This window comes from Variovorax sp. YR566, from assembly GCF_051992195.1.
Classification (GTDB): Bacteria; Pseudomonadota; Gammaproteobacteria; order Burkholderiales; family Burkholderiaceae_C; genus Variovorax.
In genome coordinates, this window is the sequence record NZ_CP197092.1 from 1,150,667 (window position 1) to 1,163,141 (window position 12,475).

Sequence of the window (12,475 nt, forward strand, 5' to 3'; positions counted from 1 at the left end):
ATGGCGGCTGGTGTGTCCGGCGGCACGCTGGCGCAGGCCTCGGGGATTTCCTCCTCGATGCTCTCGCGCATCGAGCGCGGGCTGGTCTCGCCTTCAGTGGAGACCCTGGAGCGCCTCGCGCAGGGGCTTCATGTGCCGACGTCGCGCTTCTTCAGCGACCAGGCGCGCCGCACGGATTTCTGCCACGTGCGAGCCGGACGTGGCGTCCTTGTCGACCGCATTGGCGCCGTGACGGACTACCGCTACGAACTGCTGGGCCACCTGCTGTCGGGCAACCTGTTCGTCGAGCCCTACATGGTCACACTGCTGCCCGGCGCCGACCCCTACGTGACCTTCCAGCACCCGGGCCTCAAGTTCTTGTACTTCCTGTCCGGGGAGGTCAGCTACCGTTACGCTGGCAAGACGGTCGAGGTGGGGGCAGGGGACTCGCTGCTGTTCGATGCGACTGCGCTGCATGGCATCGATACCATTCATTCGGGGCCTGTTTCGTACCTCTCGGTGGTTTTCACGCTGCGCGAGTAGGCTGCTCGCGGCGACGCTGTCGTGTTGTGGAGCGAGGTGGATGTCTAACCAACCGATCGCCCGCGCATTCGCCATGTGCCGTATTCCCCTTCCTCATCCTTTCCTCAATGTTCGGCATGCCGAACATTGAGGAAGCTTTGAGCGGCTATCAACAGTGGGGTCTTCTCGTTTGATGAATGGGCTAGGAAATCTGTGAGGCGGCGGTGTGGGGGGCTCTGCGTGAACGGGATGGATGACGAAGCACGAGCAGTCTGGAAGTGGCAGTTGCAGGGGGCATTGAAATTTCGAGAGCAGAGTCCTTGCGCGGTGTTGAGGGCAGGCTAGACTGCCCTCAGACATTGTTTACTCAACGGCGTTGCAATGGTCAAAACCTCCCGATCAAGCTGCGTGATCAGTACCCGGTTGTCGTCCGATACGAGGACGCGGTTTGCCGCACTGGCCGCGCGGCATCAGCTCAGCGCGTCGGATCTGCTTGCGAAGATGGTCGACGAAGTGCTCAAGACCAATGGCGCAATCTCGCTCGGGTCGGATGGACAACGGTCCGCATGCGATTCAGAGAGTGGCCTTGGCGTAACGGATCTCATCACACTGCGACTTCGTCCCGGCGACCGGATGCTGGCCGCAAAGCGGGCCGATGCTCGTGAGATGAAGACCAGCAGTTACCTGACCATGCTGGTCCACAACCATGTTCGGCGCTCGGCGGTGCTGCCTCCGAAAGAGCTGGACCAGCTCCGAGTGACCTGCGCGCAGCTGGCTGCGCTCGGGCGGCAGCTTCGAAGGTTCGGCGTGCCGAACAACGCGGCGGAGTCGCAGGCATGCGAACTGCGCGATGCGATGGCGCTGGTCCTGCGAGAAGTCGAGGTGGCACGCGAAGCCACAGCGGCCGTCGTGCGCCGGAACCTCATCAGCTGGGAGACCGGCAGGGAGACGGGCCATGCCTAAGCAGACTGTGCGCTTGGGCCGAAGCAGCCGCGGCTCGGCTGGTGCATCGCGCGACATGGCCTTGGACATCGTGAGCTATGGCCGGCGGGGGCCGGGCGGCACCCTGCGCTTCGGTGCCGACCAGATCGCACAGATCCAGCGCACGGTGGGTCGCACGCCCGAGGTGATCGTGAAGGTCTCCGGCGGTGGGCGGGATGTTGGCGGGGTGGGAGCGCACCTGCGTTACATCGGCCGGCATGGCAAGCTGCCGACGGAAACCGACGAGGGACTGATGCTGCAGGGCCGAGGCGCTGCCAGGGAGATCACAGCCGACTGGCAACTGGACCTTTGCAGAAGCCAGTACAAGCCCAAGCCGGCCGAGGGGCAGAAGGACCCTCGGGCCAAGCTCGTTCACAACATCGTGCTGTCGATGCCGGCCGGCACGCCGCCGCAGAAGGTGCTGGCCGCGGCCCGCTTGTTCGCTCGCGAGAACTTCGCGCTGCGGTATCGCTACGCCTTGGTGCTGCACACCGACCAGCCGCACCCGCACGTGCATCTGGTGGTCAAGTGCGAGCACGAATTCGAGCCTGGCCAGCGCCTGTACATCCGCAAGGACACGCTGCGGCAATGGCGCGAACAGTTCGCCGTGCTGATGCGTGAGCAGGGCGTGGCGGCCAATGCGACGCCGCGTCAGGTGCGAGGGCAGATCCGCAAGCCGTACAAGGACGCGATCCATCATCGGCTCCGTGCACTTCGGGCGTTCGGGCAATTGCCGTCCAGTGAGCAGGCCAAACGCCCGCCACCGAAGACCTCGACCTTCGTGCGCGCCAAGCTGGAGAGCGTGCTCCAGGTTCTCAGGTCTGGGTGGGGCACCTTGGATGCCGGCCTGAAGGCGATGCAGGGGACCCGGCAGGAGGTGGCTGCGGACTGGCGTGCAACGGCGGATGCACTTCGAAGGCAGGGCGAAGGTGATCTGGCTGCCCAGGTGGATCGTTTCGTCGCGCGCATGCCGGAGGTACAGACCGATGCGCAACGAATGGCTGGCCGCTGGAAAGAGCAAGCCAGAAGCCGGGCGCCAGAACGCACGATCACCGATTTGCAGAGGTCGCAAGTCCGATGAACACGCGAGAGGTCGTGATTGCCTTGCCGGCAGCATCGACAACGTTGCGCAGACGGTCGAGGAGCCGAGTGCGTTTGCACGGGGCAAGAAGCTGGTCGAACGCCCCCCGTTCCCGACAGGGCGACTCGGGCCTGGCCGGCGATTGTCCGAAAGCTGTTCAGCCGGTGAAGAGAAAAGGCTCGGTTGGGGAGGGCTGAGGGCCGCTGTTGATACGCGAGCTCCTGCAGGCCTAGTAGATTTGGCAGTTGTCTAAAGTCGAGCCTCGTCGCACGCTCGGCAGAAGTTCGTACTGAAGGCGATCTTGAGAGGGTGGGCTGCGATGTCGAAGCAGCGCAGATGGCGTTGTCTGCGGTTCTTTCGATTACGCCCCAGCTGTGGAACCAGGCGCGCTCCGCCAAGAACGGTACCGTCGCGCAGATCGAGCAGCTGGTGCGCATCGCGCGCGAGTTCGGCCGGCCGATTGCGACGGCGCAGCAGGCGCGCGAGATCTCGAAGATGGGCGTGTTCTACAAGACCACCGAAGAGTCACTGTTGGCAAACGGTTTCGCCCCGAACCGCAACGGTGCCAACCAGGGGTTCCTGCGCAAGGCCGCATGACTCCTCGTCGACGCCGTTTCGCATGGCCTTCGCTATGAGCACGGGAACGCAAATCACCGCGGCCTGTCGACTGGCGATGGCCTCGTGGCACGCCTTGGTTCTTGAGCGTCCACCCGGACGGATGGCCCGCCACCTCGACGAGGTAGAGGTGCGTGCCCAGGGTCTTTCTGCTCGGGCGTTCGTAGATCGTCAGGATCTGCACGCCAGCCTGGGCGGCGGCGCCACCGCTGGCGGCATCGGTGCGGCGCCAGCACGGCCGATGTAAAGACGTGAACAGTCTACGAACAGCGGGCTGAACACACTGACGCGAAAACCCGACGGGCATCGGAGCGTGGCCTGATACTGCGCAACAAACAGCTCGTCACCATATTGGATATAGCCGCTTGCCGGTGGCTACGGATCGATTGAGCGGGCGCTGCTGCCTCGGTCCGCGCGGTCGTCGTGGTGGCCGCGGCGCTTGCGCTCGGTCCGGGCTTTCTCCAGCGTCTCCTGGCTTTTCTTGGCAGCCGCCTCGCAGCGCTCGTGCAGCGCAATCAACTCCCTGTCCGTGAGCTTCTCGATGCCGATGAAGTCATCCTCTGCGTTGGAGGAGCGGATCAGTTCGTCCAGCTTGGTCTGTAAGGCGACACCGTCGCGGTTCTGGGTGTTCTGAATAAGGAAGACCATCAGGAAGGTGACGATGGTGGTGCCCGTGTTGATCACGAGCTGCCACGTTTCCGAAAAGCCGAAGAACGGCCCCGAAACCGCCCAGGCCACGACCACGGCCACGCAGATCAGGAAGGCCGCCGGGCTGCCGGCCATGCGGGCGAAGGTGTTGGCGAAGGAGTCGAAGAGTCGTTCCATGGGCTTGCCTATGTCTTCTGATGCGCTCGGCGATGCCTGCACCGCCGAACGCTCTATCTGCCCGGAAGAACGCCGGGCATTTCGCTGGGAGCGCTCTGCACGGGCGGCATCATCTCTGCCGGGAATTCGAAGCGTTTCTGGAGTGCATGGAAGTACGCAAGCGCGCCAAGCAGCACGACGATGACCGCCACGACGCCCCATGCCGATACGCGGCGGTTGTCGTCACGCTCGTCGCTTCCCGCCTGTTGCTGCTTCATGCTCGAGGCTCCTTCTGCGCGCACCGCGATCTACTTTTTCATTGCCTTGATCTCGGCCTTGCCCTTGTCTTCATCGGCCTTGGCCTGCTTTATGCAGGCGGACTTGGCGTCGCCCTTCCGGTCGTCGCACTTTTCCTTCGCGATGCTGTAGGCAACGTCCTCCTTGGCTTGCGCCACCTTGCGGGCGTTGCCGTCACTTGGCTTGAGCTTCTGGTCCAGCTCGGCCTTGGCGATCTTTTCCTTGCCCTTGGCCTCTTCGATGCAGAGGTCCTTGGCGTTGTCCTTCATGGCGTCGCAGGCTGCACGGTCGGTCTTGTAGTCGGCTGCAATCTTGTCGCGGCCGGCCTTGAGTTCGGCAATGGCCGGATCAACGGTCGCCGCCGGAGGCGGGTTCACTAGAAACCACGGTCGATGCGTCGATAGGACGCTGCGCGAACTGGCCGTAAGCGCATGCCGACGCCACCGGGACGGGGCACCATATTGGATATCGCCGCTTGCCGACGGCTATGGATCGATTGATCGGCAGCAGGCCTTTACTTTCGTGCATCCGCCGTATCGCCTCGCATGCAGGGCGGCATTCAGATCCGGGGGAGCGCTCGCGGCCAGATCAGTTCTTTTCCCTTGTAGCCCAGGAGGGTCAGGATCAGCACGATCACGCCGAGATGGGTGATCGACCGGGTGCTCCTGAGCACATAACCGGTAAGCCCCGTCGTTCCCGGATAGCGTTGGGGAACCGGCCGCGTAGACCGCGTTGCAGGATGAAGCGGATCTTCCTCCGAGATGAAGAGGCTGCCCGGTATGCCGCCGGGCCCGATGAAGACGTTGTTGACAATCACGCTTGTCCCGGACGGCGCGGTCAGGTGTCCGGTGTAGTGGCTGTCCCAGGAGTCGAGACCAGCGATGTTTCGACGGAGAGCGTCGGTTGTGCGAAGTTGTGTCCCGTCAGCCAGCCGATGAAGTAGCCGAACAGGTCGTACACACCGCGCTGCATGCGGGGGGCAACTCCGTGTGCCAGCGCAACGTCTGTTTGCGCATGCCCCACCCGGAGGTTTGCCACCGAACTCGAGAGCGCTTCGCTCAGTCGGGTCGCGTATTCGGCTTGCTTTGTCTTTGACAATCTGACGACTTGCGACGTTATGACGGTGAGTGCCTTCGCCAAGGCCAGGGACCACTGGAGCCAGATCTTGAAGAGACGCGGCGTGACGATCACATCGACCCAGCTCGTCAGGTACAGCGCCCCGATTCGATCCAGTAGAACAGCCATGTTGATGGTGCCGTTCATGTAGTCGCAGATCATCAGCTGGATTTCATGGTCCGCGATGTGATGGGCGCGCATCGTTCCCTGCCCGGGAGTCACTACTCCGGTGGATCGGTCGGTGACGTTCTGGTGGGGCGTGCCATGCACATAGCGGCTTTCCGTCGGACCCAACGGGCTCCAGGTGCCCAAAGGCCGGAAGACGGTCTGCATGTAGCTTGTGGATGAGTCCACAAATTTCGCATCGTCCCTGTCAAAGCCAACCCGGCCTCTGACGATGAAGCCCGGAGGCGGGGGCGGACCTGGATTCCATTCGATTGCCATGGCTGGTTTTGCCACCGCTTCGAGCAGCCGAATTGGCTGGTGGCCTCCTTGAGGCGAAATGTATGATTTTGTGACGGGTGATACAAGCAGTCCAAAGTCTACTTTGCGGACTGCTGGCCACCGCGGCTTCTAAGCCCCGTCCAGCACCAGTTGCGTCTGCGTGACGACCGCGCACAGCTTGCCGTCGGCATTGGTGATCGAGGTTTGCCACACATGCGTAGTGCGTCCGCGATGCAGCGCCAGGCAGGTGCCCGTGACGGTAGTGCCCAGGCGCGCGCCCGCGATGAACTTGGTGCTCGAATCGGTGGTCGTCGTGCGCTTGCCTTCTGGCAGGTTGGCGATGGTGCCGACCGCACCCAGCGTGTCGGCGAAGGCCATGTAGGCGCCGCCGTGCAGGATGCCGCCGGCGGTGCACAGGTCTTGCCGCACCTCCATCTGCGCGACCACGCGGTCGGGTGCGAGCTCGGTGAGTCGTACGCCCATCAGGCCGGGGAAGATCGTGTCCAGCAGTTTCTGGAGCGCGGCGATGTCGTGCATGAATGTCTCCTTGGCTTGTCGAGGAGGCTCCATTCTGAATAGATAAGCACCATGGCCGCCGCGCGATGTCCGGTCAGGCCCTTCGCTTGAACATCGCGGAAGCCCCGCTGGCCTGCGCCACGTCCTCGGCCGACGACAGCAGCACCGGTCCCAGTTCGAGCATGCGTTCCTCGGTCAGTCGCACCAATGGCCCTGCGATGGTGATGACGCCGATCACCGCGCCGTTGCCGCTGCGCACCGGCGCGGCCATGGCTGTCATTGCCGGCGCGAACACCTCGCTGATCATCGCGAAGCCGCGCTTGCGTGCCGCGCGCAGATACGCCAGCAGCGCTTTCACTGTGGTCGGCGCCTTCGGGCCGTAGTCCTCGGGCTTGCCGAAGCCCTGCTTCGCCACGAGTTGCAGCGCTTGCTCGTCCGTCATTGTCGACAGCCAGGCGTGGCCGGCGGAGCTGCAGGAGAGGTTCACCGAAAGGCCCATGTCCGGGTCGTAGCGCAGGCCGCGCGTTGCACCCTGCGCCTTGGCAACGAAGGTGAGCTCGTCGCCGTCGACCACAGCCAGCCGCACCAGTTCGCCCGATTCGGCGGCGAGCCGGTCGAGCAGCGGCTGCGCCACGTCGACGATGCCGCTGTTGCTGAGAAAGCTCAGGCCCAGCGACACCAGCTTGATGGTGAGCATGTAGTCGCCGTGGCTCTGGTCCTGCCGCACATAGCCGCAGCGGATGAGCTCGGTCAGCAGGCGGTGCGTGGCGCTCAGCGGCATTTCCAGCTCGGCCGACAGTGCCGACAGCGCGCGGCCTTCGGGGTGGCCGGCCAGGTGTTCGAGGACCTTGAAGCTGCGTTCGAGTATGGCTGTCATGACGTCACTCTAGCGCTTTTGCCAAGTGTTTTCACTAGTGGAAATATTTTCCAATTCTGTCCTAAGATCGCGCCGCCCTTGCACCTTCACACAGCTGGAGATCACATCTTGAGAACGCTTCATCGCCAGCTGGCAGCGGCCGGCCTGACCCTCGCCCTGGCCATTCCCGCCTTCGCGCAGGGCGTGCAGGACCGTGTGATCCGCTTCGGCCACCTCAACAACGCAGACCATCCGGTGAGCTTCGGCGTGAAGCGTTTCGCCGAGCTGCTCGCGGCCAAGAGCGGCGGCAAGATGAAGGTGCAGGAGTTTCCGGCCTCGCAGCTGGGCAACGAGATGCAGCAGCAGTCGGCGCTGCAGGGCGGTGTGCAGCAGATGTCGGCACCGGCCACCACGTCGCTCGCGGGCATCGTCAAGGAGTTCGGCCTTGTCGACTTCCCGTTCGCGGTGGGCAGCTTTGCGCAGGCCGATGCGCTGCTCGACGGCCCGCTGGGCCAGGCGTTGATTGCGAAGCTGCCGGAGAAGGGGCTGGTGGCGCTGGGCTATTGGGACCTGGGCTTTCGCAACGTCACCAACAGCAAGCGGCCCATCACCAGGCCCGAGGACCTCGAAGGCCTGAAGATCCGCGTCATTCCGAACCCCGTGTTCCTCGAAACCTTCAAGGCCTTCAAGGCCAACCCGGTGCCGATGCCTTTCGCCGAGCTGTACGGCGCGCTCGAGTCGAAGGCGGTCGATGGCCAGGAGAACCCGTACGCGGTGATCCTGTCGAACAAGTTCTACGAGGTGCAGAAGTTCGTGAGTGCCACGAACCATGTGTATGCGGCCAACATCGTGCTGGTCAGCAAGAAGTTCTGGGACTCGCTGAGCCCCGCTGAGCAGAAGATGATGCGCGAGGCCGCCGACGAAGCGCGCGGCTATCAGCGCCAGGTGAGCCGCGCCGCCGCGCAGCGCGCCGTAGGCGACTTGCAGGCCAAGGGGGCGCAGTTCAACGAGCTCGCGCCCGCCGAGCAGGCCCGCATGCGGCAGATTGCCAAGCCTGTCACCGAGCGTTTCGCCGCGAGCTATGACCCCGCCATCGTCAAGCTCTACACCGACGAACTCGCGCGCATCCTCAAGCAGTAAGACCTCTGACCGAAGGCGCCTCATGAAGATCCTCGTCCTGCACGGCCCCAACCTCAACCTGTTCGGCCGCCGCGAACCCCACATCTACGGCAAGACCACGCTGGCCGAAATCAACGCGCAGCTGCAGCAGCTCGCCACCGAACTCGGCGTGACGCTGGACATCCTCCAGTCGAACCACGAAGGCGACCTGATCGACTTTTTGCACACCCACATCGACGAGGCTCAGGGTGCGCTGGTCAATCCGGCCGGCCTCACGCAGCACGGCGTGCCGCTGCACGACGCGATCAAGGCGATGCCGTTCCCCACCATCGAGGTGCACATGTCCAACATCGCCGCGCGCGAGACATGGCGCGCGCATTCGATCATCTCGCCGGCGGTGAAAGGCACGGTCCAGGGCCTGGGCCCGCAGTCTTACCTGGCTGCGCTGCGCGCGCTGGTCGAGATGCACAGGCAGGCCGCGCTGGCCTGAACGCAGCGCATGGCCATGAACCGATGGATCGACCGGTGCTGCGCCGGCATCGAAGCCCTGATCGCAGCCGCGCTTGCGGTCATGGTCGTGCTGGTCTTCGGCAACGTGGTGCTGCGCTACGGCTTCAATTCGGGCATCACCCTGTCCGAGGAAGTCTCGCGCTGGCTCTTCATCTGGATGACCTTTCTCGGCGCGGTCGTCGCGCTGAAGGAGCACGGCCACCTGGGCGTCGACATGGTCGTGCAGAAGCTGCCGCCCATCGGCAAGAAGATCTGCCTTGCGATAGGGCACGTGGTGATGCTCTACATCGTGTGGCTGCTGTTCCAGGGCAGCACGGCGCAGACGCGCATCAACTGGGACGTGACCGCGCCGGTCACCGGCGCCTCGATGGCGGTGGTGTACCTGTCAGGCGTGGTGTTCTCGGTGCTGGTCGCGTTCATCCTCATGCTCGACCTGTTGCGCCTGCTCACCGGGCGCATTGCCGAGAGCGACCTGGTGATGGTGCAGGAGTCTGAAGAAGCGGTGCAGCTGCAGCAGATCCTCGGTTCGCAAGACAGCACTGTGCAAGGTGATGCACAACAGGGAGCACGCAAGTGACCATCGTCGTCTTCGTGGGCTCGCTGCTCCTTGCCATGGCGATGGGCATTCCCATCGCGTTCTCGCTGCTGGCCAGCGGCGTTGCGCTGATGTGGCACCTCGACCTGTTCGACGCGCAGATCCTTGCGCAGAACGTGATCGGCGGCGCCGACAGCTTTCCGCTGCTGGCCGTGCCGTTCTTCATGCTGGCCGGCGAGATCATGAACGTGGGTGGCCTCTCCAAGCGCATCGTCGATTTCGCGCTCGCGCTGGTCGGCCATGTCAAAGGCGGTCTCGGCTACGTGACCATCATGGCGGGCTGCCTGCTCTCGGCGCTCTCGGGGTCGGCCGTGGCCGACGCCGCCGCGCTGACGGCGCTGCTGCTGCCTATGATGGTCAAGGCGGGCCACGACAAGGCGCGCGCGGGCGGGCTCATCGCGGCCACCGGCGTGATCGGCCCGGTGATCCCGCCGAGCATCGGGCTCGTGATCTTCGGCGTGGCGGCCAACGTCTCGATCTCCAAGCTGTTTCTCGCGGCCATCGTGCCGGGCCTGCTGATCGGCGGCGCGCTGTGGATCACCTGGGCGTGGCTGGTGCGCCGCGAGAAGATCGTGCCTCCGCCGCGCAAGTCGGGCGCCGAAATCTTCACCGCGTTCCGCAAGGCGCTGTGGGCGCTGATGCTGCCGGTGATCATCCTCGTAGGTCTGCGCATGGGCGTGTTCACGCCGACCGAGGCGGCCGTGGTGGCCGCCGTCTATGCGCTTTTCGTGTCGATCGTGGTCTATCGCGAGCTGAGCTGGAAGGACCTCTACGCGGTGTTCGTGGGCGCGGCCAAGACCAGCGCCATCGTGATGTTCCTGATCGCCGCGGCCATGGTGAGCGCGTGGCTCATCACGGTGGCCGACCTGCCTTCGAAGGTGGTGGGGCTGCTGCAGCCCTTCATGGGCAACCAGATCCTGCTGATGATCGCGATCATGGTGCTGGTGATGATCGTGGGCACCGCGATGGACATGACGCCGACGATCCTGATCCTCACACCCGTGCTGATGCCCATCGTGAAGGCCGCGGGCATCGACCCGGTCTACTTCGGCGTGCTCTTCATCATCAACAACTCGATCGGCCTGGTCACGCCGCCGGTGGGCACGGTCCTCAACGTGGTGGCCGGCGTCGGAAAGATCTCGATGGACGACGTCACGCGCGGCGTGGTGCCTTTCATGATCGCCGAGTTCGCCGTCATGTTCCTGATGGTGCTGTTCCCGTGGCTGGTGACGGGGCCGGCCAGGTTGTTCCACGGATAGACACATACATACAAGGAGACGTTGCCATGAAGAAGCCTTCGATGCTGAAACTGCTGGTTGCCGCCGTTGCGTTGTTCGCCATGTGCGGCGCCGGTGCGCAGGTCAAGGAGCGAACGCTCAAGTTCGCGTTCCAGAACCAGAGCGGCCATCCGCAGGCGCAGGGCGCGCAGAAGTTCGCCGACCTCGTGGCCGCCAAGTCGGGCGGCAAGATCACCGTCAAGCTGTTCGCGGGCGGCGCGCTCGGCGGCGATCTTCAGACCGTGTCGGCGCTGCAGGGCGGCACGGTCGAACTCACGGTGCTGAACGCGGGCATTCTCTCGGCGCAGGTCAAGGAGTTCGCGGCCTACGACTTTCCGTTCCTGTTCAACAGCGGCAAGGAGGCCGACGCGGTCACCGACGGCCCCTTCGGCCAGAAGCTGATGGCCAGGCTGGAAGACAAGGGCCTGCATGGGCTGGGCTACTGGGACCTGGGCTTTCGCAACCTCACCAACAGCAAGCGGCCGATCGTGAAGGCGGACGACATCGCGGGGCTGAAGATCCGCGTGATCCAGTCGCCGATCTACATCGACCTGTTCGGCGCGCTGGGCGCCAATGCCACCCCGCTGCCGTTTCCCGAGCTGTATCCCGCCCTCGACCAGAAGGCGGTCGATGGGCAGGAGAACCCGAACACCACCATCCTGTCGTCCAAGTTCGCCGAGGTGCAGAAGTACATCACCCAGACCCGGCACATCTACAACCCGCAGGCGCTGCTGATCAGCAGGAAGACCTGGGACGGCATGAGCGCGGAAGAGAAGAAGATCATCACCGAGGCGTCGGCCGAATCGACCGCGTTCCAGCGCGAGGCCTCGCGCGGCGCCGCCGACAGCGCGCTCGACGCATTGAAGAAGGCGGGCATGACCGTGTCGGAGCTGCCGCCCGAAGAGATGGCGAAGCTGCGCACGAAGGTGAAGCCGGTCATCGACAAGTACTCGGCCTCGGTCGGCGAGGCCACCGTGAAAGAGCTGATGGCCGAGATCGACAAGGCGCGCAAATAGGCGGGGGTACGGCGAGACGGGCGAGGCGCCTCAGCCGGCCGTTGCGCGCCGCAGCGCCGCGCGCGCCAGCAAGCGCGTCGAGTCGAGTGTCGGAAGCGCCGAGTTGCCGTCGTTCAGCACCAGTGGCAACTCGGTGCAACCCAGCGCCACGGCATCGCAGCCGCGTGCCTTCAGACCTTCGATCATCTGCTGCAGCACCGCGGTGGATTCGGGCCGGACCACGCCGCGCACCAGTTCGTCCATGATGATGCGGCCAAGCGTCGCACGCTCATCGGCATCAGGCCGCACGGCTTGCAGCCCGGCGGCCGACAGCGCCTGCGGGTAGACCTCGCTGTCGACCAGCCAGCGCGTGCCCAGCACGCCCACGCGGCGAAAGCCCCGCGACACCGCCTCTGCTGCAGCCACCTCGGCAATGTGGAGCCAGGGCAGCGGCGACTGCGGCAGCACCCGATGCATCGCCTGGTGGATCGTGTTGTCGGGGCAGATCAGAAAGTCGGCGCCAGCTGCCGCAAGCTTGCCCGCCGACGACAGCATCAGTTGCGCGACACCGTCGACGTCGCCGCGGTCAAGGCAGTCCACATAGCTGGCGAGCGAGTGCGTGTGCATCGAAACCTCGGGGTGCGCGTGGGCCTGGCCCATGTGCTGGGCGCCTTCGACGCACAGCGTGCGATAGCACAGCGCAGCGCCTTCGGCCGAGCAGCCGACGATGCCAATGTGCAGTGGCATGGAAGAAATCTCCGAAAGGGA

Annotated in this window: 16 protein-coding genes and 2 pseudogenes; 9 read left to right on the forward strand and 9 right to left on the reverse strand. The window is 64.5% G+C overall.

The genetic code is table 11. The features are described from left to right. The 4 genes and pseudogenes from ACTG4X_RS05315 to ACTG4X_RS05330 all read left to right on the forward strand — a co-directional run. Positions 1 to 522 (forward strand): helix-turn-helix domain-containing protein, encoded by a 522-nt coding sequence (locus ACTG4X_RS05315; RefSeq protein WP_440534362.1) that lies wholly within the window; start codon positions 1 to 3, stop codon positions 520 to 522. Between the two features lie 360 nt (positions 523 to 882). Further along, on the forward strand, positions 883 to 1,464 hold the full coding sequence (locus ACTG4X_RS05320; protein ID WP_257014999.1) for a hypothetical protein: 582 nt from the start codon (positions 883 to 885) through the stop codon (positions 1,462 to 1,464). Continuing rightward, positions 1,457 to 2,563: a relaxase/mobilization nuclease domain-containing protein gene (locus tag ACTG4X_RS05325; protein ID WP_440533348.1), complete on the forward strand. Its 1,107-nt coding sequence runs from the start codon at positions 1,457 to 1,459 to the stop codon at positions 2,561 to 2,563. The genes ACTG4X_RS05320 and ACTG4X_RS05325 overlap by 8 nt, the downstream gene beginning before the upstream one ends. A 372-nt stretch (positions 2,564 to 2,935) precedes the next feature. Next, positions 2,936 to 3,160 (forward strand): annotated as a pseudogene (locus tag ACTG4X_RS05330) (3-keto-5-aminohexanoate cleavage protein); the annotation flags it as partial. Between the two features lie 121 nt (positions 3,161 to 3,281). On the opposite strand, the pseudogene ACTG4X_RS05335 reads toward ACTG4X_RS05330, so the two are convergent. The 8 genes and pseudogenes from ACTG4X_RS05335 to ACTG4X_RS05370 form a co-directional block, all read right to left on the reverse strand. Then, positions 3,282 to 3,374: pseudogene (locus ACTG4X_RS05335) on the reverse strand (prephenate dehydratase); the annotation flags it as partial. A gap of 179 nt (positions 3,375 to 3,553) precedes the next feature. Further along, a complete protein-coding gene (locus tag ACTG4X_RS05340) occupies positions 3,554 to 4,003 on the reverse strand; it encodes a low affinity iron permease family protein (RefSeq protein ID WP_097200283.1) in 450 nt (149 codons plus the stop codon). 53 nt (positions 4,004 to 4,056) lie between these two features. Further along, on the reverse strand, positions 4,057 to 4,260 hold the full coding sequence (locus ACTG4X_RS05345) for a hypothetical protein (protein WP_097200282.1): 204 nt from the start codon (positions 4,258 to 4,260) through the stop codon (positions 4,057 to 4,059). Between the two features lie 30 nt (positions 4,261 to 4,290). Further along, positions 4,291 to 4,656 (reverse strand): hypothetical protein, encoded by a 366-nt coding sequence (locus tag ACTG4X_RS05350; protein ID WP_257014997.1) that lies wholly within the window; start codon positions 4,654 to 4,656, stop codon positions 4,291 to 4,293. Between the two features lie 182 nt (positions 4,657 to 4,838). Continuing rightward, positions 4,839 to 5,096, reverse strand: coding sequence for a hypothetical protein (locus tag ACTG4X_RS05355; RefSeq protein WP_440533349.1), 258 nt, complete (start codon positions 5,094 to 5,096; stop codon positions 4,839 to 4,841). 20 nt (positions 5,097 to 5,116) lie between these two features. Then, a complete protein-coding gene (locus ACTG4X_RS05360) occupies positions 5,117 to 5,728 on the reverse strand; it encodes a hypothetical protein (protein WP_440533350.1) in 612 nt (203 codons plus the stop codon). 240 nt (positions 5,729 to 5,968) lie between these two features. Next, positions 5,969 to 6,376: a PaaI family thioesterase gene (locus ACTG4X_RS05365; protein ID WP_440533351.1), complete on the reverse strand. Its 408-nt coding sequence runs from the start codon at positions 6,374 to 6,376 to the stop codon at positions 5,969 to 5,971. Positions 6,377 to 6,449: 73 nt separating this feature from the next. Beyond that, entirely contained in the window at positions 6,450 to 7,232 is a 783-nt protein-coding gene (locus ACTG4X_RS05370; RefSeq protein WP_093079318.1) for an IclR family transcriptional regulator, read from the reverse strand. A 108-nt stretch (positions 7,233 to 7,340) separates the two neighbouring features. Between ACTG4X_RS05370 and ACTG4X_RS05375 the strand changes: the two genes are divergently transcribed. Genes ACTG4X_RS05375 through ACTG4X_RS05395 form a run of 5 tightly spaced genes read left to right on the forward strand, consistent with a single transcriptional unit; the run spans position 7,341 to position 11,728 of the window. After that, positions 7,341 to 8,351 carry a TRAP transporter substrate-binding protein gene (locus ACTG4X_RS05375; protein ID WP_440533352.1) on the forward strand — a complete coding sequence of 337 codons (1,011 nt, stop codon included), beginning with the start codon at positions 7,341 to 7,343 and terminating at the stop codon, positions 8,349 to 8,351. A gap of 22 nt (positions 8,352 to 8,373) precedes the next feature. Beyond that, positions 8,374 to 8,820: a type II 3-dehydroquinate dehydratase gene (locus tag ACTG4X_RS05380; protein ID WP_440533353.1), complete on the forward strand. Its 447-nt coding sequence runs from the start codon at positions 8,374 to 8,376 to the stop codon at positions 8,818 to 8,820. A 15-nt stretch (positions 8,821 to 8,835) separates the two neighbouring features. Next, positions 8,836 to 9,417, forward strand: a complete 582-nt coding sequence (locus tag ACTG4X_RS05385) for a TRAP transporter small permease (RefSeq protein WP_440533354.1) — start codon at positions 8,836 to 8,838, stop codon at positions 9,415 to 9,417. Next, positions 9,414 to 10,694, forward strand: coding sequence for a TRAP transporter large permease (locus tag ACTG4X_RS05390; RefSeq protein WP_097200277.1), 1,281 nt, complete (start codon positions 9,414 to 9,416; stop codon positions 10,692 to 10,694). Before ACTG4X_RS05385 ends, ACTG4X_RS05390 begins: the two co-directional genes overlap by 4 nt. Positions 10,695 to 10,720: 26 nt before the next feature. Next, the gene (locus ACTG4X_RS05395; protein ID WP_307616865.1) at positions 10,721 to 11,728 is read left to right on the forward strand and encodes a TRAP transporter substrate-binding protein; all 1,008 of its coding nucleotides are present in this window, start codon (positions 10,721 to 10,723) and stop codon (positions 11,726 to 11,728) included. A gap of 30 nt (positions 11,729 to 11,758) precedes the next feature. Here ACTG4X_RS05395 and ACTG4X_RS05400 read toward each other — a convergent pair whose 3' ends face one another. Then, positions 11,759 to 12,454 carry an aspartate/glutamate racemase family protein gene (locus tag ACTG4X_RS05400; RefSeq protein WP_440533355.1) on the reverse strand — a complete coding sequence of 232 codons (696 nt, stop codon included), beginning with the start codon at positions 12,452 to 12,454 and terminating at the stop codon, positions 11,759 to 11,761. Positions 12,455 to 12,475 lie beyond the last annotated feature (21 nt).

Bases quoted from the DNA above. Each gene is read 5' to 3' on its own strand.
- ACTG4X_RS05315 (WP_440534362.1), top strand. From the start codon at position 1: ATGGCGGCTGGTGTGTCCGGCGGCACGCTGGCGCAGGCCTCGGGGATT.
- ACTG4X_RS05380 (WP_440533353.1), top strand. From the start codon at position 8,374: ATGAAGATCCTCGTCCTGCACGGCCCCAACCTCAACCTGTTCGGCCGC.
- ACTG4X_RS05385 (WP_440533354.1), top strand. From the start codon at position 8,836: ATGAACCGATGGATCGACCGGTGCTGCGCCGGCATCGAAGCCCTGATC.
- ACTG4X_RS05320 (WP_257014999.1), top strand. From the start codon at position 883: ATGGTCAAAACCTCCCGATCAAGCTGCGTGATCAGTACCCGGTTGTCG.
- ACTG4X_RS05400 (WP_440533355.1), bottom strand. From the start codon at position 12,454: ATGCCACTGCACATTGGCATCGTCGGCTGCTCGGCCGAAGGCGCTGCG.
- ACTG4X_RS05340 (WP_097200283.1), bottom strand. From the start codon at position 4,003: ATGGAACGACTCTTCGACTCCTTCGCCAACACCTTCGCCCGCATGGCC.
- ACTG4X_RS05395 (WP_307616865.1), top strand. From the start codon at position 10,721: ATGAAGAAGCCTTCGATGCTGAAACTGCTGGTTGCCGCCGTTGCGTTG.
- ACTG4X_RS05365 (WP_440533351.1), bottom strand. From the start codon at position 6,376: ATGCACGACATCGCCGCGCTCCAGAAACTGCTGGACACGATCTTCCCC.
- ACTG4X_RS05370 (WP_093079318.1), bottom strand. From the start codon at position 7,232: ATGACAGCCATACTCGAACGCAGCTTCAAGGTCCTCGAACACCTGGCC.
- ACTG4X_RS05325 (WP_440533348.1), top strand. From the start codon at position 1,457: ATGCCTAAGCAGACTGTGCGCTTGGGCCGAAGCAGCCGCGGCTCGGCT.
- ACTG4X_RS05360 (WP_440533350.1), bottom strand. From the start codon at position 5,728: ATGCAGACCGTCTTCCGGCCTTTGGGCACCTGGAGCCCGTTGGGTCCG.
- ACTG4X_RS05345 (WP_097200282.1), bottom strand. From the start codon at position 4,260: ATGAAGCAGCAACAGGCGGGAAGCGACGAGCGTGACGACAACCGCCGC.